Genomic DNA, 23,181 nt, shown 5'->3' on the forward strand with positions numbered 1-23,181 from the left:
GTCTCCCTCCCCCTTGTGGGGAGGGGCTAGGGGTGGGGGTACGTCGTAGAGCGAAAGCCTCGGCTTTCCATCTGCGATAGCCCTGCTCTCGAGGGGAGGGTCGGCGAGTAGTCGAAGCGAAGCGGAGACTGCGAGACGGGGTCGGGTCGGCGAGGTCGCACCGACCCCACCCCGCGTCACAAAATGCCGCCATGCGGCAATTTGCTCCGCGACCCTCCCCTCAAGGGGCGTGTCACTATCCCTGCGACGGCGTGAACCGCGCCACCAGCGTGTGGTTCTCTGCCGCATAGGTGAAGCGGACATGGGTGACGGGGTGCTCGGCGCTCCATGTCCGCCGCTCGATCACCAAGCACGGCGCACCGGTCGCGATGTCGAGTGCCGCCGCGATGTGCTTTTCGGCGGCAACGGCGCGGATGCGATGCTCGGCCGCGCTCCACGGCACGCGCCCGATCAGCCACGGACCGGGCGCGGTGTCGAAAAACGCCTCTTCGGCGGCCTCCGGCACGGCAGCCAGGTTGATCAGCCGCTGCTCGTGGGCGAACGGCCGCTTGCCGGCGAAATGCCGGCATTCCAGCACCAGCACCGGCCCGGCGACGTCGAGTTCCAGCAGGGCGCGGTCGTCGGCGCTGCTGCGCCTTCTGTTTCGCGCTATGCGCTCATAGCGGTAGGGCAGGCCAAGTGCCTCGACCTCGACCCGGATGTCGTGGATTTCGAGAACGGCTGCCTGCGACTGCGGCCGGCGGACAAAACTGCCGGAGCGACGCCGGCGCTCGATCAGCCCGGCCTTGGCCAGTTGCGACAGTGCCTTGTTCACTGTCATGCGCGAACATCTGTATTCGGCCGTCAGTTCATGCTCGAACGGGATGCGGTGGCCGGGCGCCCAGGCACCCGACAGGATCCGTTCGCTGATGTCCGACAGGATGCGCTGGTGCAGCGAAAGAACCTCGCCGCCGTCCGCGCTTCCGGAATCCGCGCTTATTGTCCCGATTATGCTCATGCCGAAAGCGCCGTCATCACCTTGCGGAAGCGCTCGGCGATGGCATCGCGCCTGGCATGCATGCCGCCGCTGACCAGTTTCTTGCCATGCACCCAGACGCAATCGACCTTGGTGCCGTTGGCAAAAATCCAGGCATCAAGGATTGCATCGCCCGTCTTGCCGGCCAGCGATGGATGCTTGCCGTCGAGCGAGACGAAATCGGCCGAGGCACCTGCTGCGATCTGCGAGAGGCCGGCGCCCAGCGCGGCACTGCCACCATCGAGCGCGGCATCGAACAAAGCACGGCCGGTCGAGCCGCCGGCCACCGCCAGCACGTTGCGGGCGCGGTGGGCGAGGCGCTGCGAATATTCGAGCTGCCGCAACTCGTCCGGCAGGCCGATCAGTACGTTTGAATCCGAGCCGATGCCGAAGCGGCCGCCATGCTGCATGAACAAGGACGCGGCAAAGGTGCCGTCGCCGAGATTGGCCTCGGTGATCGGACAGAGGCCGGCAACGGCGCCGCTTTTCGCCAAATCGGTCGTCTCGGTCTCGGTCATGTGGGTGGCGTGGATGAGGCACCAGCGCTGGTCGACCTTGGCGTTGGCAAGCAGCCATTCGACCGGCCGCGCGCCGGACCAGGCAAGGCAGTCCTCGACCTCCCTCATCTGCTCGGCGATGTGGATGTGGATCGGCCCCTCCGGCACCATCACCGTGATGTTTTCCAGTTCCTCCGGTGTCACGGCACGCAGGCTGTGCGGGGCAACGCCGACGACGCCTTGATTCAGCGCGAGAATGGATTCGCGGCATTTCTCAACAAGCCGCGAGAACTGCTTCACATTGTTGATGAACCGGCGCTGGCCTTCATTTGGTGCAGCGCCGCCGAAAGAGGAATGCGCGTAGAAGACGGGCAGCAAAGTCAGCCCGATGCCTGTCTCGGACGCTGCGGCAACGATGCGCTGCGCCATCTCGGCGATGTCAGCATAGGGCCGGCCGTCACGGTCGTGGTGGAGATAGTGAAACTCGCCGACGCGCGAGAACCCGGCCTCCAGCATCTCGACATAGAGCTGGGCCGCAACCGCCTCGACCTGGTCCGGCGTCATCGACAGCGCGAAACGGTACATCACTTCGCGCCAGCTCCAGAAACTATCGGCGGAAGGGCCGCGCAATTCAGCAAGGCCGGCCATGCCGCGCTGGAAGGCATGGCTATGCAGGTTCGGCATCCCGGACAAAAGGATGGCACGGCGCTCGTCGCCAGGCAGGAGCGAGGTATTCGCCTCGACCGTGGCGATCCTGCCGTCCGAGATGACGATCCGCACATTGCCGTACCAGCCGTCGGGCAGAAGCGCCTGTTCCGCAAAGATTGCCGTCACGTTTTTCTCCAAATCCCGGTCTGCCGTGCGATGATAGCGCTTGCAGTGCCTTTTCATATGTATATACATAATCGTCACCTATTGAAACGGAAAAGATGATGGCTGCAGAGAGCAAAAGCCGGGCAGGAGAGCTTCGCCTCTGGCGCAATGCGCGCCTCGCGACCATGGCCGAAAGCAGCCCCGGGTCAGGCGTTGTCGAGCACGGTGCAATCGCCGTGCGCAATGGCCGGATCGTCTATGCCGGGCCGGAAGCCGACATGCCGGCAGCACTTAGCAAAGGCGCCGAGGCGACCGACTGCGAAAGCCGCTGGATCACGCCCGGCCTGATCGACTGCCATACCCATCTGGTCCATGCCGGCAACCGGGCCAATGAATTCGAGATGCGGCTGGCCGGCGCCAGCTATGAGGAGGTTGCCAAGGCCGGCGGCGGCATCGTTTCCTCGGTTAAGGCACTGCGCGCCGCCGGCGAGGACGAGCTGGTCGCCCAGTCGCTGCCGCGCCTCGATGCGCTGATCGCGGAAGGCGTCACCACCGTCGAGATCAAATCCGGCTACGGTCTCGACCTCGAAAACGAGAAGAAGTCGCTGCGCGCCGCACGACGGCTGGGCGGTGAGCGGCCGGTGACGGTCAGGACCACTTTCCTCGGCGCTCATGCACTGCCGCCCGAAGCAAAAGGCGACAAGGACGCCTTTATCGATCTTGTTGCAAAGCAGATTTTGCCGGCCGTCGCCGCCGAGGGCCTGGCCGATGCCGTCGACGGTTTTTGCGAAGGCATTGCCTTTTGGCCGGAGCAGATCGCCCGCGTGTTCGATGCCGCGAAGGCGGCGGGCCTGCCGGTCAAGCTTCATGCGGACCAGCTGTCCAATCTGCACGGCGCCGAACTTGCGGCGCGCTATGGTGCGCTATCGGCCGACCACCTCGAATACACCGACGAGGCCGGTGCGGCGGCGATGGCGAAGGCCGGAACCGTGGCGACCATCCTGCCCGGCGCCTACTACTTCATCCGCGAGACCAAGAAGCCGCCGATCGCCTTGTTTCGCCAGCATGGCGTCAGGATGGCCGTTGCCACCGACAACAATCCCGGCACGTCGCCGCTGACCTCGCTGCTGCTGACCATGAACATGGCCGCGACATTGTTTGGCCTGACCGTCGATGAATGCCTTGCCGGCGTTACCCGCGAGGCTGCCCGCGCGCTCGGGCTGCTTGGACAGACCGGCACGCTGGAGGCCGGAAAATCGGCCGATCTGGCGATCTGGAACGTCGAGCGCCCGGCCGAACTCGTCTACCGCATGGGCTTCAACCCGCTGCATGCCCGCATCTGGAGGGGACAATGACCGAACTCAAGCTAAGGCCGGGCAATGCCACGCTGGCCGATTGGCGCGCCATCTATCGCGGCGCCGCACTGAGGCTCGACGATGCCTGCCGGCCGAAGATCAAGGCCAGCGCCGAGGCCGTCGCCAGGATCGTTGCCAAGGGCGAGCCGGTCTATGGCATCAATACCGGCTTCGGCAAGCTGGCCAGCGTCCGCATCCCCGCCGCCGACCTGGAAACGTTGCAGCGAAACATCGTGCTGTCCCATGCCGCCGGCGTCGGCGAGCCGATGCCCGTCGCAATCTGCCGGCTGATGATGGCGCTGAAGCTGGCCAGCCTGGCACAGGGCGCCTCCGGCGTGCGGCCGCGGACGATCGAACTGCTCGAGGCGATGCTGGCCAACGACGTTATCCCCGTGGTGCCGGCGCAAGGCTCGGTCGGCGCTTCCGGCGACCTTGCGCCGCTGTCGCACATGACCGCCGTGATGATCGGCGTCGGCGAGTGCTTTACCCCGCATGGCCGCTTTCCCGCCAAGGTCGCCTTCGTTTCGCACGGCCTGGAGCCGGTGACACTGGGTGCCAAGGAAGGCCTGGCGCTGCTCAACGGCACCCAGTTTTCGACCGCCTATGCGCTTGCCGCTTTGTTCGAGGCGGAAGTGCTCTACCAGTCGGCACTGGTCGCCGGCGCGCTGTCGACCGATGCCGCCAAGGGCTCCGACGCTCCGTTCGATCCACGCATCCATCTGCTCAGGAAACATCGCGGCCAGATCGAGACGGCCGAGGCGTTGCGCAATTTGATGGCCGGCAGCGCCATCCGTGAATCGCACCGCGTCGGCGACGAGCGTGTGCAGGATCCGTATTGCCTGCGCTGCCAGCCGCAGGTGATGGGCGCAGCGCTCGACGTGCTCCGCAAGGCCGCCGAGACGCTCGGCACCGAGGCCAACGGCGTCACCGACAATCCGCTGATCTTTGCCGAGGACGACTCCGCACTTTCGGGCGGCAATTTCCATGCCGAGCCGGTCGCCTTCGCCGCCGACATGATCGCACTCGCCGTCTGCGAGATCGGCTCGCTGTCGGAGCGGCGCATCGCCATGCTGGTCGATCCGGCGCTGTCGGGCATGCCGGCCTTTCTCACGCCCAAGCCGGGTCTGAATTCCGGTTTCATGATCCCTCAGGTCACGGCGGCAGCACTGGTTTCTGAAAACAAGCAAAAGGCCTATCCGGCCAGCGTCGATTCGATCCCGACCTCGGCCAACCAGGAAGACCACGTCTCGATGGCGGCGCATGGCGCGCGCCGCCTCATCGGCATGGTCGAGAATGCGACGGCCGTCATCGGCATCGAATTGCTGGCCGCCGCGCAAGGCTGCGATTTCCACGCACCGCTGGCCTCGAGCGCGGCACTGGAGGCGGTGCGCCGGCTGGTCAGGGCAGAGGTGCCGCATCTCGACAACGACCGGCACTTCCACCCCGACATGGAGAAGGCCATCGCCATGATACGCAGCGGCGCGGCGGTGAAGGCCGCGGGTGCGGTGAAACTGCCGGGCGTTGCGTCATGAGGCGGTGTACCGTCACAGGCCGCGTTCTGTCGCGCCCCCCTCTGTCCTGCCGGACATCTCCCCCACAAGGGGGGAGATTGGCCATCATCGAGTCTTTCGCCAATCTCCAACGTTGCAGGATTGAGCGAAGCGGCGAAGCTACCGATCTCCCCCCTCGTGGGGGAGATGTCCGGCAGGACAGAGTGGGGCGCTGTCCCGCCAACCTCAGCCCGGCAACAAAAAACCCGCCTCAAAGGCGGGTCGTCGGGCCGAATCAGCACCATACCGAATTTAGTAGCATAGCTGCCGGCACAAAGCAAGAACAAAATGCGTTGCGACCGGCAAAAAGCGAGGCCGGTGTTCACGGACGATTGCAAGGTCGCGTTCTGTCGCGCGGAGACTTCCGATGACCTCACCCTCCTGGCTCACCGTCACCCAAGGCACAGCACCCCTGCTGGTTTCGATCCCGCATACCGGCATCGATCTCGCCGGCCTCGACAGCCGGCTGGTCTCGCCCTGGCTCGGCCGCCGTGACGCCGACTGGTGGATCGACAAGCTTTATGACTTCGCCGAGAGCCTCGGCGCGACGGTCGTGCATACGGCGATTTCGCGCACCGTTATCGACGTCAACCGCGATCCGTCCGGCGTTTCGCTCTATCCCGGCCAGACGACGACCGGGCTCTGCCCGACAGAGACCTTTGACGGCGATCAGCTCTACCGCAAGGGTGAAGAGCCGGGGCCGTCTGAGATCGACGAGCGCCGCGAGAAGTTCTTCGTACCCTATCATGCCGCCCTGCAGGCTGAGATCGACAGGCTGCACGCTTTGCATGGGAAGGTCGTCGTCTATGACTGCCATTCGATCCGCTCGGTGCTGCCGCGCCTTTTCGAAGGCAAATTGCCGGTCTTCAATCTCGGCACCAATGACGGCAAGAGCGCCGATCCGACGCTGCAGGCGACGGTTGGCCAGATCCTCGCCGAAACCGGCGAGAGCTACGTCGTCAACGGCCGCTTCAAGGGCGGCTGGATCACGCGCCATTTCGGCCAGCCGCAAGCCGGCGTCCACGCGCTGCAGATGGAACTCTCCAACCGCGGCTATATGCGCGAGCCCGAAGGCAAGGGCGAACCGGCTAACTGGCCGGTGCCTTACGAGGCCGAATTCGCGGCGCCGATCCGCGTCACGCTGAAGAAGATCCTGGAAACCGCGATCGCCTGGGCCGAACGCTGACGCGCGGTGCACCTCACTCGAAAGGAACAATCATGACCGATCCTCGCCACAACATCCGTGAAGTGCGCAGCCCGCGCGGCAGCGAGCTCAACGCCCGCACCTGGCTGACGGAAGCGCCGTTGCGCATGCTGATGAACAATCTCGACCCAGACGTCGCCGAAAACCCCAACGAGTTGGTGGTCTATGGCGGCATCGGCCGGGCGGCGCGCACCTGGAACGATTTCGACCGCATCGTTGCCTCGCTGAAGACGCTTGGCGACGACGAGACGCTGTTGGTGCAATCGGGCAAGCCGGTCGGCGTGTTCCGCACTCATCCTGACGCCCCGCGTGTGCTGATCGCCAATTCCAACCTGGTGCCGCACTGGGCGACATGGGAGAAATTCAACGAGCTCGATAGAAAGGGCCTGATGATGTACGGCCAGATGACGGCCGGCTCGTGGATTTACATCGGCACGCAAGGCATCGTGCAGGGCACCTACGAGACCTTCGTCGAAGCCGGCCGCCAGCACTATGGCGGCAATCTCAGGGGCAAATGGATCCTGACCGGCGGCCTCGGCGGCATGGGCGGTGCCCAGCCGCTCGCCGCGGTCATGGCCGGCGCCTGCTGCCTGGCCGTCGAATGCGATCCCGACCGCATCGATTTCCGGTTGCGCACCCGCTATGTCGATGAGCGCGCCGACACCCTTGACGAGGCTCTGGAAAAGATCGAGCGCTGGACCAAAGCCGGTGAGGCGAAATCGGTTGGCCTGGTCGGCAACGCCGCCGACATCCTGCCGGAACTGGTGCGGCGCGGCGTGCGCCCTAACATCGTCACCGATCAGACCTCGGCGCATGACCCGCTCAATGGCTATCTGCCCAAGGGCTGGTCGCTGGCCGAGTGGCGCGAGAAACGCACCTCCGACCCGAAGGCCGTCGAAAAAGCTGCCCGCGCGTCGATGCGCGAGCATGTCGAGGCGATGGTGGCGTTCTGGAATGCCGGCGTGCCGACGCTCGACTACGGCAACAACATCCGCCAGGTGGCGAAGGAGGAGGGGTTCGAGAATGCTTTTGCCTTCCCGGGTTTCGTGCCGGCTTACATCCGTCCGCTGTTTTGCCGCGGCATCGGCCCGTTCCGCTGGGCAGCGCTTTCCGGCGATCCCGAGGATATCTACAAGACCGACGCCAAGGTGCGCGAGCTGACCCCCGGCAACACCCATCTGCACAACTGGCTCGACATGGCGCGTGAGCGCATCGCCTTCCAGGGCCTGCCGGCGCGCATCTGCTGGGTTGGGCTTGGCGATCGCCACCGGCTCGGCCTCGCCTTCAACGAGATGGTCGCCAGGGGCGAACTGAAGGCGCCGGTGGTCATCGGCCGCGATCACCTCGATTCCGGCTCGGTCGCCTCGCCGAACCGCGAGACGGAGGCGATGAAGGACGGCTCCGATGCCGTCTCCGACTGGCCGTTGCTCAATGCCTTGCTCAACACGGCGTCCGGCGCCACCTGGGTGTCGCTGCACCATGGCGGCGGCGTCGGCATGGGCTTTTCGCAGCATGCCGGCATGGTCATCGTCGCCGACGGCACGCCCGAGGCGGCCAAGCGCCTGGAGCGGGTTCTGTGGAACGATCCGGCGACCGGCGTCATGCGCCACGCCGATGCCGGCTATGACATCGCGATCGAGTGCGCCCGGGAGAACCAGCTCAACCTGCCCGGCATTTTGGGCTGAGCCGCGCCTTGCGCATCCTTCGGGCAGCCGAATACCGGTCGATGCCGTGGAAGAACGGCGGCGGCGTGACGACGGAGATTGCCGTCTCGCCGCCAGGTGCCGGGCTCGACGATTTCGACTGGCGCGTCTCGATGGCGCTGGTCGAGAGCGGCGGCCCATTTTCCGGATTTGCCGGCGTCGACCGGACCTTGGCCCTGCTGGAAGGCGAGGGCATGATCCTCGACATCGCCGGCCGGCTACCGGTCGAAATCACCAAGGCTTCCGCACCGCTTGCCTTTCCGGCCGACGTGCCGACGCAAGCCACGCTGATCGCCGGTCCGATCACCGACCTCAACGTCATGACCCGCCGCGCCCGGGCGATCCACACTGTCGAGCGCCTGCTGATTTCGGCTCCGACGGAGATCCAGGCCGAAGCCGATGAAACACTCATCCTGTGCGTCGACGGCGAACTCAGCGTGGCCGGCGCGGCGCCCATGCAACTGGGGCCGCTCGACGCGCTGTTGCCCGGGGCGCAAGCGCCGGAACTGCGCCTCGATCCGGTCCGGCCGGCCATGCTGTTCGTGATCCGCATCGAGCGCATTGCCGGCAACGATTAACGTCTGTTTCCAAACATGATCGTGACGCCGGCCAAATATCGCGTAAGCTGGTCGCTGCATCACGAAAAAGCCTGAATCTTCCGCCGATCAGAAGCCGAAACGATGCTCATAGTGCTCGCCTGGAAGTTGTCGAAAGACGGCATCTTGTCGTGGTGCGGAAACAAACTTTCGGCCAAGTGTTGCGATGCAACCAATTGCATTTGGACCGGTTTTAGGGACATTGCCGTGGCGGTGACGCCGCACTGCGTCCCCAACACGGAACCTTAGATGAATATCCAGACCAATCTCGCACAGATCGAAAAGACGAGCGCCAGCTTCCCGGCTGTCACCGACGTGCCGATACGCTCCAATTTCCTGCCGGAAGATCGGCTGCGCGCTTTGGGCGCAGCCCTTGCCAATGGCGACGCCAAGGACTTGTTCGGTCTGACGCCTTTCGATTTTCAGGCGCGCATCCGCGACAGCGCCAGGAAAATTCTCGATGTCTACCGTTCCACCAACGCTGCCCAGGCGAGGGGCGAAACGATCACGCCCGCGGCGCAGTGGCTGCTCGACAACAACTACCTGGTCGAGGAGACCATTTTTCAGGTCAAGCGCGACTTGCCACGCCGCTTCTACCGCCAGTTGCCGACGCTGAAACTGTCGGATGGATCCAGCGTGCCGCGCGCACTGGCGGTCGCGTGGACCTATGTCGCGCATTCCGACAGTTCCGTCTCGTCGGCCATGTTCAAGGCGATTGTCGAAGGCTTCCAGTCCGTCGAGCCGCTGAAGATCGGTGAATTATGGGCGCTGCCGTCGCTGCTGCGCTTCGTCCTGATCGAGAACCTTCGCCGGATCGCGGTCCGCGTCAATCGCACGCGGGAACTGCGCCAGATCGCCAACGAGGTCGCCGACCGTGTGCTGGCGACGGACGACAGCGCCGACCGGCAGGCGATACTTTCCCACTACAGCGCCCATGCGCAGGACACCACCTTCGCCACCCAGTTGCTCTACCGGCTGCGTGACGGCTCGCAAAATGCCGGCAGGGCGCTGGAATGGCTGGAGGGCGAGCTGGAACGGACCGGCTCCGACGCCGAGGAGATCATCCTCAGCGAGCACCACACGCTGTCCAGCGGCAACGTGACCACCGGCAACATCATCCGCGGCCTGCGCCTGATCAACGACATCGACTGGACGGTGTGGTTCGAGGACGTCAGCCGCATCGACACCTTGCTGCGCGAACGCACCGATTTCGCCGCGCTCGATTTCTTTTCCCGCGACCAGTACCGGACTGCGATCGAGGAGCTGGCGCGCCGTTCCGATCTCTCCGAATTTCGCGTTGCCGAAAGGGCGATCGAGCTCGCCGGCCATGCTGCCGCTGCACCGGGCTCCGAAACCGGTCCGATCGCTCACACCGACGTCGGCTTCTTTCTGGTCGGCCCGCGCCGGCAGGAGCTCGAGCGGTCGATCGGCTACCGGCCGACCATCGGCAAGACGCTCAACCGGACCTTCCGCAAGACCGGATGGCTGGGCATTGTCGTGCCGGTGTTTGCGCTGACGGTCCTGCTTCTGGTCGTTTCCGGCAATGCGCTTGCCAATCTCGGCCTGTCGGTGCCGTCGATCGTCCTGATGCTGGCCCTGTTCGCGGTGCCGGCCAGCGAAGGCGCGCTCGCATTCTTCAACACCGTCGTCTCGCTGTTTTTGAAGCCGACGCGTCTCATCGGCTATGATTTCAGGCACGGTGTGCCGCCCGAGGCGCGCACGCTGGTGGTGGTGCCGTCGCTGATCGGCTCGCGCGACGATGTCGAGGAGAACATCCGCAACATCGAGGTGCATCACCTCGCCAACACGGCGGGCGAAGTCTATTTCGCGCTGCTTTCCGACTGGCCGGACTCCAAGACCGAGATCGATACGGCGGATGTCGAAATCCTCGAATTCGCCCGCGCCGAAATCGCCAGGCTGAACGCCCGCTATCCCTCGGACTCGGAAGGGGCGCCGCGCTTTTATCTGCTGCATCGGCGCCGGCTCTACAACGCATCGCAAGGCGTCTGGATGGGCTGGGAGCGCAAGCGCGGCAAGCTGCACGAATTGAACCTTCTGCTGCGCGGCGACAGCGACACCACCTTCCTGCCGCTGGAAGTGCCATTGCCGGAGAGCGTCGTCCACGTGATGACGCTGGACGCCGACACCCGCACCACCCGCGACGCCGTCGCTGCGCTGGCCGGCAAGCTTTGCCACCCGCTCAACCGTCCGCATTTCGATGTCGCACGGCGCGAGGTTACGGCAGGTTATTCCATCCTGCAGCCGCGTATCACCGCGTCGCTGACCAGTGGCGACGAGGCATCGTTCTTTCAGCGTGTCTTTTCCGCCAATCGCGGGCTCGATCCGTACGTCTTTGCCGTGTCGGACCTCTACCAGGACATCTTCGGCGACGGTTCCTTCACCGGCAAGGGTCTTTACCATGTCGACGCCTTCGAGGCGGCGTTGAAGGGCCGCATCGAGGAAAACACCATCCTCAGCCATGATCTGCTCGAAGGCGCCCTGGCGCGCTCGGCCTTGGTCACCGACGTCGAACTGGTCGAGGACTATCCGACCCGCTATTCGGTCGACGCGTCGCGCCACCATCGCTGGGCACGCGGCGACTGGCAGCTTCTGGGCTTCATTCTTGGCCCGCGCTCAAACGTGCCAGCGCTGTCGCGCTGGAAGATGGTGGACAATCTGCGCCGCTCGGTGACGCCGATCTTCTGGGTGATGGCCGCGATCGCCGGCTGGACGCTGCTGCCCTTCACGCAGGCCGCCCAATGGCAGGCGCTGCTGATCCTCACGCTGTTCATGGCGCCCACTTTCGACATCGTCGACGCCATCCTGCCGAAGAGCGGCGACCAGACGCCGCGCGGCCATTTCTCGGCACTGGCGCGCGACGTTGCCTTCGGCACTGCCCTGGTGGCGCTGAAGATCGTGCTGATGGCGCACCTTGCCTGGATGATGGGCGACGCGATCATCCGCACGCTCTACCGCCTGTTCGTCAGCCGCCAGAACCTGCTCGAATGGCGCACCGCCTCGCAGGCACACAAGGGCGGCGACAACGATCTCGGCTCCTACTACAGCATCATGTACGGCGCCGTGATCATCGGCGTCGTCGGCCTCGCCGTGCCGGTGCTGGCCGATTCCACCGGCGCTTTCGTCGCCTTCTTCTTTGCCTTGTTCTGGATCGGCTCGCCCGCCATCGCCTGCTGGATCAGCCGTTCGGCCGAAACCGAGGACCGCCTGCGCATATCGGCCGCCGACATTCACGCGCTGCGCACCGTGGCGCGGCGTACATGGCACTATTTCGAGACCTTCGTGACGGCCGAGCATCACCATCTGCCGCCGGACAATTTCCAGGAAAGCCCGGCCCCCGTTGTGGCGCCCCGCACCTCGCCGACCAATATCGGCGTCTACCTGCTGTCGGTGATTTCGGCACGCGATTTCGGCTGGATCAGCCTCTCCGACGCCGTCAACCGCATCGACGCGACCATGTCGACCATCGAGAGCATGCCGCGCGACCGCGGCCATCTCTTCAACTGGTATGACACGACGACCCTGAAGCCGCTCTACCCGCTGTACATTTCGGCGGTCGACAGCGGCAATCTCGCCGGCCATCTGGTGGCCGTGGCCGCTGCCTGCGCCGAATGGGCCGAAGCGCCGTCGGTGCATGTGCAGGGCGACTTCGAAGGCATCCTCGACACCGTCACCATCCTCGACGAAAGCCTTGAGGAACTGCCCGACGACCGGCGTCAATTGCGGCCCTTGCGCCAGCGGCTTGCCGACCGTCTCGACGGCATGCGGCGGGCCGTCGAATTGATCAAGGCGCAGCCGGAGATGGCGTCGATCCGTACCATCAACCTGGCCGTCCTGGCCGGCGAGATACGCAAGCTCGCGACAGCCATCCACACCGAGGCCGCGTCGACCCAGAGCGACACCATCGCCGATTGGGCGGCCAGGCTCGAAGCCACCTGCGAGGCGCATGTGCACGACGCGCACAGCGACGAAAACGCGGTCGCGGCGTTGCGGGCCAAGCTTCTGACCTTGCGCGAGCGCACGCGCCGCTTCGCCTTCGAGATGGATTTCTCGTTCCTGATGCGGCCCGAGCGCAAGCTCCTGTCGATCGGTTACCGGGTCGAGGAGCATCAGCTCGACGAAAGCTGCTACGACCTTTTGGCGTCCGAGGCGCGGCTGACCAGCCTGTTCGCCATCGCCAAGGGCGATTTGCCGACCGAGCACTGGTTCCGGCTCGGCCGGCCGATCGTCGAGATCGGCTTCCAGGGCGCACTGATGTCCTGGTCCGGCTCGATGTTCGAATATCTGATGCCGCCGCTGGTGATGAAGGAGCCGCAAGGCAGCATTCTCAACCAGACCAGCAAGCTCATCATCAAGCGCCAGATCCAGTATGGCCGTTCGAAGAACGTTCCCTGGGGGATTTCGGAAGCGGCCTACAACGCCCGCGACCGTGAACTGACCTACCAGTACACCAATTTCGGCGTGCCCGGGCTCGGCCTGAAGCGCGGCCTTGGCCAAAACACGGTGATCGCGCCTTACGCGACCGTGCTGGCAGCGCAGTTCACGCCGCATGAATCCGTGCAGAACCTGGCCAGGCTGAGGCGGCTGGGCGCACTGGGCCGGCACGGTTTTTACGATGCGGTGGATTTCACGCCGCAACGCGTCCCCGAGGGCACCGACCACGCCGTCGTGCTCAACTACATGGCCCACCACTCCGGCATGTCGATTGCCGCAGTTGCCGATGCGATCTTCGAAGGGCGCCTGCGCGACCGCTTCCACAGCGATCCGGTGATCGAGTCGGCCGAATTGCTGCTGCAGGAACGGGCGCCGCGCGACATCCCGACTGCGACCGTCAGGACCGAGGCCGACGAGCGCTCGAAGGACGAGACCGAGCTGGAAAGCCCGGATACCCGCATCGTGCTCGATCCGCTCAAGGCGCTGCGCTCGACCAGTGTCATGTCCAATGGCCGCTATTCGGTCATGGTGACCGCCACCGGCTCCGGCTACAGCCGCTGGGGCGAACTTGCCGTCACGCGCTGGCAGCCGGATCCGACCGAGGACCGCCTTGGTTCCTATATTTTCCTGCGCGACGCCAGCAACGGCGACTGGTGGTCGGCCACCGCCGAGCCGAAGCGCGCCGCCGGCGAGCGTGCGCAGACGCTGTTCTCCGACGACAAGGCGAGCTTCGTCAAATCGATTGGATCGCTGCGTTCGGAAGTCGAGTGCATCGTCATCTCGGAAGGCAATGGTGAGGGCCGACGGGTGACGCTCCACAATGATGGCCCCGCCGACCGGCATATCGAAGTAACCTCGTTTGCCGAACTGGTGCTGGGCTCCGAGCCCTCGGATAATGCCCATCCGGCTTTTTCGAAGATGTTCGTGGAAACCGAAATCGCGCCGAACAACGGCGCGATCTTCGCCACCAGGCGCAAGCGCGAAAAGGACGAACCCGACGTCACCATGGTGCATTTCGTCACCGACCCGTCTGGATCGGCGCGAGACGCCGAGGCGGAAACCGACAGGCGCGCCTTCATCGGCCGCGGCCGCACCATCACCGAAGCGGCGGCCTTTGATCCCGGCGCCAAGCTTGGCGGCCATTCCGGCTTCACCCTGGATCCGATTGCATCGCTTCGCCGGCAGGTGCGCGTGCCGGCCAACAAGAAGATTTCGCTGACGTTCTGGACCGTCGTCGGTACCCATCGGGCCGAATTGGATGCCGCCGTCGCACGGCTCGACCATCCCGAAAGCTTCGCCCGCCAGGCGATGCTCGCCTGGACGCGCTCGCAGGTGCAGACCCGGCACCTTGGCCTCAGCCTGTCCGACGCCGCCAATGTGCAGAAGCTGGCGCGCTATCTGATCTATCCCGATCCGTTCCTGCGCCTTCCGGGCGAATCCATCGTCTCCGGGCTCGGCAGGCAGTCCAGCCTGTGGCCGACCAGCATATCCGGCGATTTTCCGATTTTCCTGGTCAGGATCGCCGATGTCGCCGATCTGGAGATCGTCGCCCAGGCGCTTCGCTTCCAGGAATACATGCGCGCCCGCGGCATGATGATTGATTTTGTCGTCGTCAACGAGCAGGCGTCATCCTACGTGCAGGACCTGCAGCGCGCGGTGGAGACGCTGTGCGAAAACAGCCGATTGCGCGGCAAGGAGCTGGGACCCCGCCAGCACATCTTCGCGGTGCGCCGCGATCTGATGGAGGAAACGACCTACAGGACCTTGCTCGCCGTCGCTCGGGTGGTGCTGCATACCCGCAACGGCACCATCTTCGACCAGATCGAGCGCGCCGAGGCCGCGGCATTGCAGGCGCGGGACGCCGCCCTCCAGCCGGCAGACCTTGCAGCACTTCGCGAGCCGTCATTGCCGGTGCCGACGTCGCAAGCATCGGCCGCTCAGGCACTGATCGAGGGCCGCGTCGACGGCAGCGGGCTCGACCAATGGAACGGTTTCGGCGGCTTCGACGGCGGCGGACGCCACTACGTCGTGCGTCTTGCCGGCCGGCGCACGACGCCGCAGCCGTGGATCAACGTCATCTCCAACCCATCGTTCGGGTTCCATATTTCGGCTGAAGGCGCTGCCTTCACCTGGAGCCGCAACAGCCGCGACTATCAGTTGACGCCATGGTCGAACGATCCGGTCACCAACCGGCCGGGCGAGGGCATCTACATCTACGATCACGCCAGTGGCAGGGCGTTCTCGCCAATGGCTGCCGTGGTGCGTGATCCGACAATGACCTACGAAACCTGGCACGGGCAGGGTTTTTCGACGCTCCGCTCAAAACGCGGGCCCCTGTCGATGGACCTGACCCATGTCGTCGATCCCGTCGATCCGGTGAAGATATCGCGGCTGCGCATCCAGAATTCGGGTTCGGTGCCGATGCGGCTGCGCGTCTACGCCTATGCGGAATGGGTTCTTGGCGGCCATCGCTCGCGCACCGCTGCAAGCATCGTTCCGTCGAGGGATGCCGCAACCGGTGCATTGCTGGCGCAAAATCCCTATGGGCTCGATTTCGGCGAGCGGATCGCCTTTCTGGCCGCCGACGGTGCTGTGCATTCGGTCACCGCCGATCGCGGCGAGTTCATCGGCAGGCAAGGCACGAGCGAGTTTCCGCATGCCGTGCTGAGCGGCGCCGGCCTGTCGGGCCGTGTAGAGGCCGGCGACGATCCCTGCGCGGCCCTCGCACGCGACATCGACATCGCTGCCGGCGGCGACGTCACGCTGCTCTGGCTGCTCGGCGACGCGGCCTCACCCGAGGAGGCCAGCGCGCTGGTGCAGACCCATCGCTCCAGGGATTTCGATCAGCGGCTGGCCGACAACGAGCGCACATGGCGCGGCTTTCTCGACACCATCCAGGTCGAGACGCCGGACAAGGCACTCGACGCCATGGTCAATCACTGGCTGCCCTATCAGAGTCTGGCCTGCCGCATCCGTGCCCGCTCTGCGTTCTATCAGGCGAGCGGTGCCTTCGGCTTCCGCGATCAGTTGCAGGATACCTTGGCCTTGCTGGCGCATGACCCCAAGCTGGCGCGCGATCAGATCCTCAACGCGGCGCGGCGGCAATTTCCCGAAGGCGACGTACAGCATTGGTGGCTGCCGCGCACCGAGGCCGGGGTCCGCACCATGATCTCGGACGACGTGGTCTGGCTGGCCCACGCCACGGCCCGTTACCTGCTGGTGACCGGCGACACCGCGATCCTGAAGGAGCAACTGCCCTTCATCGAAGGGCAGGCGCTGGGCGAAGGCGAGCACGATGCTTTCTTCATCCCGGAAATCTCGAAGAAGACAGCCTCGCTCTACGACCATTGCGCGCGGGCGCTCGATCTTGCCGTCAAGCGCAGCAGCCCAGCCGGGCTGCCGCTGATCCTCGGCGGCGACTGGAACGACGGCATGAACCGCGTCGGCGAGCACGGCAAGGGCGAGAGCGTGTGGCTGGGCTGGTTCCTGCTGAAGACGCTGGACGACTTTGCCGCTGTCGCCAAGGCGGAGCGCGATGCCAAGCGCGTGCAGGCCTGGACGAAGCACGCCGAGGTGCTGAAGCGGGCGCTGGAAAGCACCGCCTGGGATGGCGAGTGGTATCGGCGCGGCAGCTTCGACGACGGCACGCCGCTCGGCTCGCGCAAGTCGGACGAGTGCAAGATCGATTCGATCGCCCAGTCCTGGAGCGTGCTTTCGGGCGAGGGCGACCCTGCGCGGTCGACCACGGCAATGGCGCAGGCGATGAAAGCGCTCGTCGACGACGACCTCAACATCGTCAAACTGTTCACCCCGCCCTTCTCGAAGACGGAAAAGGACCCGGGCTACATCAAGAGCTATCCGCCGGGGGTCCGTGAAAACGGCGGCCAATACACGCACGCGGCGACATGGTTCGTCATTGCGCTGGCCGAGATGGGTCGCACCGACGATGCCTACCGCTGCCTTTCAATGCTCAATCCGGTCTACCATGCTCTCGATGAAGCCGCGGCGGAGCGCTACCGCGTGGAACCTTATGTCGTCGCGGCCGATGTTTATTCCGGGCAAGACAAGGGCGGCCGCGGCGGCTGGACCTGGTATACCGGGTCGGCGGGCTGGCTTTATCGCGCCGCGGTCGAGAGCATTCTCGGCATAGAGCGCCGCGGACAGCGCCTCCAGTTCACGCCGAGACTTCCCAGCCATTGGGACGGCTATTCGGCAACTCTGAAGATGCTGGGCGCCGAGATCAAGGTACGCGTCGTCCGCGACAAAAAGGCCCGGGCCATCTCACTTGAAGTGAATGGCACGAAGACCAAATCTTCGTCCTTCGAGCCAAAAGCCGGAGATAGTGCCGAGGTGGTCGTCAGAATACCGGCCTAGATTCAAGGGCTTGGAGCGTCGCTTAGCGTTCCCAGGGCACGCACGGGCGCTCCAAGTGCCTCTACCGGTTATATTTGCGTTTGACCTTGCTGAATGCCTGCACACGACTTTAGACGTCGTGCCCAGGGTCTTGCTGATTAAAATTGTGGCAGTGCTTTCCAGCTGCCATGATTTTGCCGCAACGCTGACATTTCACCTTTTATCTCAAACTGTTAGACGATCACGGCAAATTTCGAAGCGTCGTCATCTTTTGTTCGCGGAATGGGAACGGAAGAGCTAGACGAGCATTGTTTTGCGACGCGTCAACCGATACGAGTCAAAAAATGACGCACTGCACCATAAATAATTGGCGGAGTAGCTGAAGTGTCACTTCTGCAAATCTACTGGCGAGCCCTTGGTTATCTCGCTGCCGACAGGAAACGCGTTGCGTTTATCTGTGGGGCGAATGTCGCGCTTGCCATTATCGCCATTCTCGAGCCGATCATGTTCGGCCGGGTGATCGATGCCATTTCGGACCGCGGCTCGGTATTCGCGACGCTCGCAATGTGGGCCGGTCTCGGCGCGTTCAACATCATCGCCTTCGTGCTGGTGGCGCGCGGCGCCGACCGCTTTGCCCACCAGCGGCGCAGCGAGGTTCTTTGCCAGTCGTTCGAGCGCGTGATCACCATGCCGCTTGCCTGGCATCATCAGCGCGGCACCTCCAATTCCCTGCACACGCTCCTGCGCGCGGTCGAGACCTTGTTCAGCCTCTGGCTGGAATTCATGCGGCAGCATCTGTCGACCGCGGTTGCGTTGGTCCTGCTGGTGCCCACCGCGCTCAGCATGGATATCCGCATGTCGATGGTGCTGCTGGCGCTTGGCGCGCTCTATGTCGGCATCGGACGGCTGGTGATGCGGCGCACCAAGGAAGGCCAGGCGGCCGTGGAGCGGCACTACCACAAGGTATTTGCGCATGTGACCGACTCGGTCAGCAACGTCGCCGTCCTGCAGAGCTACAACCGCATCGGCCATGAGACCGAGGCGCTGAAGTGCTACGTCAAGAACCTGCTCGACGCACAGAATCCGGTGCTCGACTGGTGGGCGATGGCCAACGCGCTGCACCGCCTGTCGTCGACGATTTCGATGATGGTGGTGCTCTTGATCGGCGCCTATCTGGTGACGCACGGCCAGTTGCGCATCGGCGACGTCATCGCCTTTACCGGCTTTGCCACGCTGCTGATTGCCCGGCTCGACCAGATGTCGGCCTTCGCCAACCAGATTTCCGAGGCGCGCGCCAAGCTCGAGGAATTCTATCATCTCGAGGACTCTGCATCCGACGCCGCCGAGCCCGATGGGCTGCGCGATCTCGTCAACGTCACCGGTCATGTGCGTTTCGAGAATGTCTGCTTCGAGTTCGGCAATTCCGGGCAGGGCGTCGACGACGCGTCGTTCGAGGTCCAGGCCGGCCAGACCGTCGCCATCGTCGGCCCGACGGGCGCCGGCAAGACGACGCTCATCAACCTTCTGCAGCGCGTCTTCACCCCGTCCAGCGGCCGTATCCTGATCGACGGCATCGACACCCGCACGGTGACCCGCAAGTCGCTGCGCCATTCGATCGCCACCGTCTTCCAGGATGCCGGCCTGCTCAACCGCTCGATCGAGGACAACATCCGCGTCGGCCGTGCGGAGGCGAGCTATGACGAGGTCCATGCCGCGGCCAATGCCGCCGCCGCGCAGGATTTCATCCTGTCAAAGAGCGAGGGCTACGACACGGTCGTCGGCGAACGCGGCGGACAGCTGTCCGGTGGCGAGCGCCAGCGCATCGCGATCGCCCGCGCCGTGCTGAAGGACGCGCCCATCCTGGTTCTCGACGAGGCGACCAGCGCGCTCGACGTCGAGACGGAAGACCGCGTCAAGGACGCCATCGACGAATTGCGGCGCGGCCGCACCACCTTCATCATCGCCCACCGCCTGACCACCGTTCGCGACGCCGATCTGGTCGTGTTCATGGACAAGGGCCGGGTGGTCGAGATGGGCGGGTTCACCGAACTGTCGCTGCGCAACGGTCGCTTCGCCAGCCTGCTGCGCGCCGGCGGCCTGCTCAACGACGAGGAGGTCCGCCGCCTCAGCCGTCCGGTGAACGAAGCCGCTTGAGCAGGGCGGCTTGCCTTCTCCCCTATGGGAACCACAAGGGGGGGCAGCGCCATCGCAGGTGGAGAGCCGAGGCTTTCGCTCTACGATGTACCCCCACCCCTAACCCCTCCCCACAAGGGGGAGGGAGACTTCCGTTGGCGCTGACCTCGGCAAATTTGCCTGCCTTTCGGCGCCAAAAGGGGAAGTAAGGGCATGCGGCAGCGTTCCCTCCCCCTTGTGGGGAGGGTTAGGGTGGGGGTCCATCTTCGTAAGAATCCAAATGCGATTGTGTCCGCCGCTCCGCTAAACACGGGGGCTGCGCGGCGGACACGCCAACGTCAACGCAATGCCACGCCATTTTGCAGAACTTGACGCACACAACTTGCCCCGCCGTTCACGGGGAGAACGGGAGACGCCGTACCGCCGCTGCGGTTGCCGCAACTCCGCCGGCGGTCTATGTAAGGCGGCATGAGCGACACGACTTCACGCCTCTCCGGCTGGATGGACCTTGCCAACCCGACGCGGTTCGTCGGGCTGGCCGACAAGGTCGTGCCGTGGCTGGCGAGCGTTGCCGCCATCGTCCTCGCTGTCGGCCTCTACATGAGCTTCACGGCGCCCGAGGACTTCCAGCAAGGCATCACCGTTCGCATCATGTATATCCACGTGCCTTTCGCCTGGCTCGCCATGATGTGCTACACGCTGATGGCGGTCTCGGCACTGGGCACGCTGGTCTGGCGCCATCCGCTGGCCGACGTGGCGCTGAAATCGGCGGCACCCATCGGCGCCGTCTTCACCGCCCTTGCACTGATCACCGGTTCGATCTGGGGCAAGCCGATGTGGGGCACCTGGTGGGTATGGGACGCGCGGTTGACCTCGGTCTTCATCCTGTTCCTGATGTATCTCGGCATCATCGCGCTGACCCGCGCGCTCGACGATGCCGGGCGCGCCGCGTGGGCCGCCGCCATCATCACCCTGGTCGGCTTCATCAACATTCCGATCATCAAATTTTCGGTCGACTGGTGGAACACGCTGCATCAGCCGGCGTCGGTGTTCCGGCTCGGCGGCCCGACCATCGACCCAAGCCTGTTGTGGCCATTGCTGGTGATGGCACTCGGCTTCAGCGTGCTTTTCTTCGCGCTGCACCTAACGGCGATGCGCACCGAGATCTGGCGCCGCCGCGTCATTTCGATGCGGCGGGTTGCCGCGAGGCAGGCTAACTGACCGCCGTCGAGTTCCTTCGCGCCCCCCTCTGTCCTGCCGGACATCTCCCCCTCAAGGGGGGAGATTGAATGTCACGTATCGTTTCGCCAATCGCGAATGTTGAAAGAGAGGCGAAGCTACCGATCTCCCCCCTTGAGGGGGAGATGGCCGGCAGGCCAGAGGGGGGGTGCTGTCCCTCCAGCGTTTGAAGGATTTTGTACCTGAAGCGCACGCGCTCCAGCTGGACTCACCCCATCCGCCCGCGTGCTGCCACCGGCAGCGTTTCCAGCACCTTGTCGCCTTCGATCAGATGCACCTCGTCGAACAGGTTGGTGACGACGCAGCAATGGTCGGGCACGACGCGCACGCGCTCGCCGATGCGAAGCTCGGCGCCGCCTGACAGCGTGACGTTGCCGTGCTCTTCGCTGAGGCTGGTCACCCTTGCGCCTGAAATGCCCAGCAGCTCACCGAAATCGGCGAGCCCCAGTGTGTCGCTGGACAGGGCCTTGCTGCCGGCGTCGAGGATGGCGCGTGTCGGCGTTGGGTGGCTGACCACCGTCGACAGCACCGTCAGTGCGCAATCGTCGAGGCTGCCGACGCCTTTGGCGACCTGGTAGCGGTCGAGATAGATGTAGGTGCCGGGCCGGTATTCGGTAACGACGCTATGCTCGCCGGAACGCCACATATCGGGTGTGCCGCCGCTGGAGATGCGCTCGCAAGCAAGGCCGGCTGCGGCAAGTGCTTGCTGCGCTTCGGCCAGCCGCGCCTCGGTCTCGGCGGCGCGGCCGACCCCCGGGTAGGTCATCAAGCCGCCGAAGACGAGCCCCCGGATCTTGTTGATCTCGCTCGCCAGCGCGACTGCCTCGCCGGCCGACTGCACACCGCAGCGGCCCATGGCGGTGTCGCATTCGACCAGCACCGGCAGGCGGTGGCCGGGATCGGTAAAGGTGGCGGCAAGCCCCATCAGCGTGTCCATGCTGTCCGTTGTCACCGACAGGGTTACGCGGCCGTGCAGCGCCTTGAGGCGCTCCAGCTTGGCCCGCCCGAGGATATTGTAGGGCAGAAAGATGTCGGTCAGTCCGGCGTCGGCCATGACCTCGGCCTCGCCGATCTTCTGGCAGGTGATGCCGACGGCGCCGGCCGCGATCTGCTTCTTTGCCCAGTAGGGCAGTTTGTGGGTCTTGATGTGCGGCCGGAGCTTCAGCCCATGGCTGTCGGCATGGGCCTGCGCCCGCGCGATATTGGCTTCGGCGCGGCCGGCATCGATCAGGATCGCCGGCGTATCGAGGTCGTCTATGCTGCGCATGGTCTCACCATCGGAAAATTGGTTGACCTTATGGCCCTGATCGGACCGCATGTCATGGGGCCAGCGACAGCAGTTTGCATCGACACCGGATGGACGTTCGGCTATTGCGGTTTGAGCAATCCCAGGAAAAGTGTGAAACGGTTTTCCGTCCGGAATTGCGTCCAAAGAAAGATAGAGCGGTTCGGCGTTCCGTCAAACGATGAACCGTTCTAGCGCTCGCAAAGCGACGGGAAGGAACCACGATCATGAAACGCTCCGCCATCAACGATATCATCCGCGACGCCGACGCCTTCATCCGCTCGTTCGGCTACATCATGCCGCCCTTCGCCTACTGGTCGCCGGAAGAGATGAAGGCGCGCCGGCAGGATTCGTCGGCAATCTTCTCGTCGCGGCTTGGCTGGGACATCACCGACTACGGCCAGGAGAAATTCGACGAGCTCGGCCTGTTCCTGTTCACCGTTCGCAACGGCCGCTACGAGGACATGAAGAAGGGCATGGGCATGCTTTATGCCGAAAAGATCATGATCTCCCGCAAGGATCAGCTGTCGCCGATGCACCGCCACAACATCAAGGCGGAGGACATCATCAACCGCGGCGGCGGCAAACTGGTGCTGGAGCTGTTCATGCATGATCGCGATGGCGGCATCGATCCGAAGGCCGAAGTATCGGTGCCTGTCGATGGAACCATCCACAGACTACCTGCGGGTGGACTGCTGAAGCTCGACCCAGGCCAGAGCGTCACTTTGCTGCCGGGTGTCTGGCATGCCTTCTGGGCCGAGGGCAAGGACGTGCTGATCGGCGAGGTCTCGACCGTCAACGACGATCTCACCGACAACGTCTTTCGCGAACCAATCGGCCGCTTCGCGGACATCGACGAGGACACGGAACCGCTGCATCTGCTGGTGTCCGATTATGAGAAGTGGGTGGGATAGGGGAGGGTGGCATTTGAACCGGGGTTCATGAGAGGGGCTCATCAGGTTCGTCGGCGCCGCCCCTCATTGCCC

The 23,181-nt window shown here is 64.6% G+C and carries 12 protein-coding genes; 9 read left to right on the forward strand and 3 right to left on the reverse strand.

The window, feature by feature from the left end; translation table 11 throughout:
- Positions 1 to 235 precede the first annotated feature (235 nt).
- Positions 236 to 997: a histidine utilization transcriptional repressor HutC gene (hutC, locus tag NKH59_RS04815; RefSeq protein ID WP_353021123.1), complete on the reverse strand. Its 762-nt coding sequence runs from the start codon at positions 995 to 997 to the stop codon at positions 236 to 238.
- A complete protein-coding gene (locus NKH59_RS04820) occupies positions 994 to 2,346 on the reverse strand; it encodes a formimidoylglutamate deiminase (protein WP_353021126.1) in 1,353 nt (450 codons plus the stop codon). The genes hutC and NKH59_RS04820 overlap by 4 nt, the downstream gene beginning before the upstream one ends.
- 98 nt (positions 2,347 to 2,444) lie before the next feature.
- Here NKH59_RS04820 and hutI point away from each other — a divergent pair, with 98 nt between their 5' ends.
- From hutI to NKH59_RS04860, 8 genes are all read left to right on the forward strand, one after another.
- Complete coding sequence (gene hutI, locus NKH59_RS04825; protein ID WP_353021129.1) at positions 2,445 to 3,680, forward strand: imidazolonepropionase; 1,236 nt, start codon at positions 2,445 to 2,447, stop codon at positions 3,678 to 3,680.
- Positions 3,677 to 5,212, forward strand: a complete 1,536-nt coding sequence (gene hutH, locus NKH59_RS04830; RefSeq protein WP_352473653.1) for a histidine ammonia-lyase — start codon at positions 3,677 to 3,679, stop codon at positions 5,210 to 5,212. Before hutI ends, hutH begins: the two co-directional genes overlap by 4 nt.
- A gap of 385 nt (positions 5,213 to 5,597) precedes the next feature.
- Positions 5,598 to 6,416: an N-formylglutamate deformylase gene (gene hutG / locus NKH59_RS04835; protein WP_352771513.1), complete on the forward strand. Its 819-nt coding sequence runs from the start codon at positions 5,598 to 5,600 to the stop codon at positions 6,414 to 6,416.
- A 32-nt stretch (positions 6,417 to 6,448) separates the two neighbouring features.
- Positions 6,449 to 8,119, forward strand: coding sequence for a urocanate hydratase (gene hutU, locus NKH59_RS04840; RefSeq protein WP_352473655.1), 1,671 nt, complete (start codon positions 6,449 to 6,451; stop codon positions 8,117 to 8,119).
- Between the two features lie 8 nt (positions 8,120 to 8,127).
- Complete coding sequence (locus NKH59_RS04845; protein WP_353021132.1) at positions 8,128 to 8,715, forward strand: HutD/Ves family protein; 588 nt, start codon at positions 8,128 to 8,130, stop codon at positions 8,713 to 8,715.
- A gap of 267 nt (positions 8,716 to 8,982) precedes the next feature.
- The gene (locus NKH59_RS04850) at positions 8,983 to 17,559 is read left to right on the forward strand and encodes a glycoside hydrolase family 94 protein (RefSeq protein ID WP_353021135.1); all 8,577 of its coding nucleotides are present in this window, start codon (positions 8,983 to 8,985) and stop codon (positions 17,557 to 17,559) included.
- Positions 17,560 to 17,922: 363 nt separating this feature from the next.
- Positions 17,923 to 19,692, forward strand: coding sequence for a glucan ABC transporter ATP-binding protein/ permease (locus NKH59_RS04855; RefSeq protein ID WP_352473659.1), 1,770 nt, complete (start codon positions 17,923 to 17,925; stop codon positions 19,690 to 19,692).
- A gap of 447 nt (positions 19,693 to 20,139) precedes the next feature.
- A complete protein-coding gene (locus tag NKH59_RS04860; RefSeq protein WP_352490122.1) occupies positions 20,140 to 20,892 on the forward strand; it encodes a heme ABC transporter permease in 753 nt (250 codons plus the stop codon).
- Between the two features lie 226 nt (positions 20,893 to 21,118).
- On the opposite strand, the gene NKH59_RS04865 is transcribed toward NKH59_RS04860, so the two are convergent.
- On the reverse strand, positions 21,119 to 22,177 hold the full coding sequence (locus tag NKH59_RS04865) for a D-TA family PLP-dependent enzyme (RefSeq protein WP_353021137.1): 1,059 nt from the start codon (positions 22,175 to 22,177) through the stop codon (positions 21,119 to 21,121).
- Positions 22,178 to 22,422: 245 nt separating this feature from the next.
- On the opposite strand from NKH59_RS04865, the gene NKH59_RS04870 reads away from it, so the two are divergent.
- On the forward strand, positions 22,423 to 23,109 hold the full coding sequence (locus NKH59_RS04870; protein ID WP_352872816.1) for a D-lyxose/D-mannose family sugar isomerase: 687 nt from the start codon (positions 22,423 to 22,425) through the stop codon (positions 23,107 to 23,109).
- Positions 23,110 to 23,181 lie beyond the last annotated feature (72 nt).

Origin of the sequence: Mesorhizobium sp. M0998 (assembly GCF_040318885.1) — a bacterium.
GTDB lineage: Bacteria > Pseudomonadota > Alphaproteobacteria > Rhizobiales > Rhizobiaceae > Mesorhizobium.

Excerpts from the sequence above, each read along its gene's own strand:
- hutC (WP_353021123.1), bottom strand. The coding sequence starts at position 997 with ATGAGCATAATCGGGACAATAAGCGCGGATTCCGGAAGCGCGGACGGC.
- hutI (WP_353021129.1), top strand. The coding sequence starts at position 2,445 with ATGGCTGCAGAGAGCAAAAGCCGGGCAGGAGAGCTTCGCCTCTGGCGC.
- hutH (WP_352473653.1), top strand. The coding sequence starts at position 3,677 with ATGACCGAACTCAAGCTAAGGCCGGGCAATGCCACGCTGGCCGATTGG.
- hutG (WP_352771513.1), top strand. The coding sequence starts at position 5,598 with ATGACCTCACCCTCCTGGCTCACCGTCACCCAAGGCACAGCACCCCTG.
- hutU (WP_352473655.1), top strand. The coding sequence starts at position 6,449 with ATGACCGATCCTCGCCACAACATCCGTGAAGTGCGCAGCCCGCGCGGC.
- NKH59_RS04850 (WP_353021135.1), top strand. The coding sequence starts at position 8,983 with ATGAATATCCAGACCAATCTCGCACAGATCGAAAAGACGAGCGCCAGC.
- NKH59_RS04860 (WP_352490122.1), top strand. The coding sequence starts at position 20,140 with ATGAGCGACACGACTTCACGCCTCTCCGGCTGGATGGACCTTGCCAAC.
- NKH59_RS04865 (WP_353021137.1), bottom strand. The coding sequence starts at position 22,177 with ATGCGCAGCATAGACGACCTCGATACGCCGGCGATCCTGATCGATGCC.
- NKH59_RS04870 (WP_352872816.1), top strand. The coding sequence starts at position 22,423 with ATGAAACGCTCCGCCATCAACGATATCATCCGCGACGCCGACGCCTTC.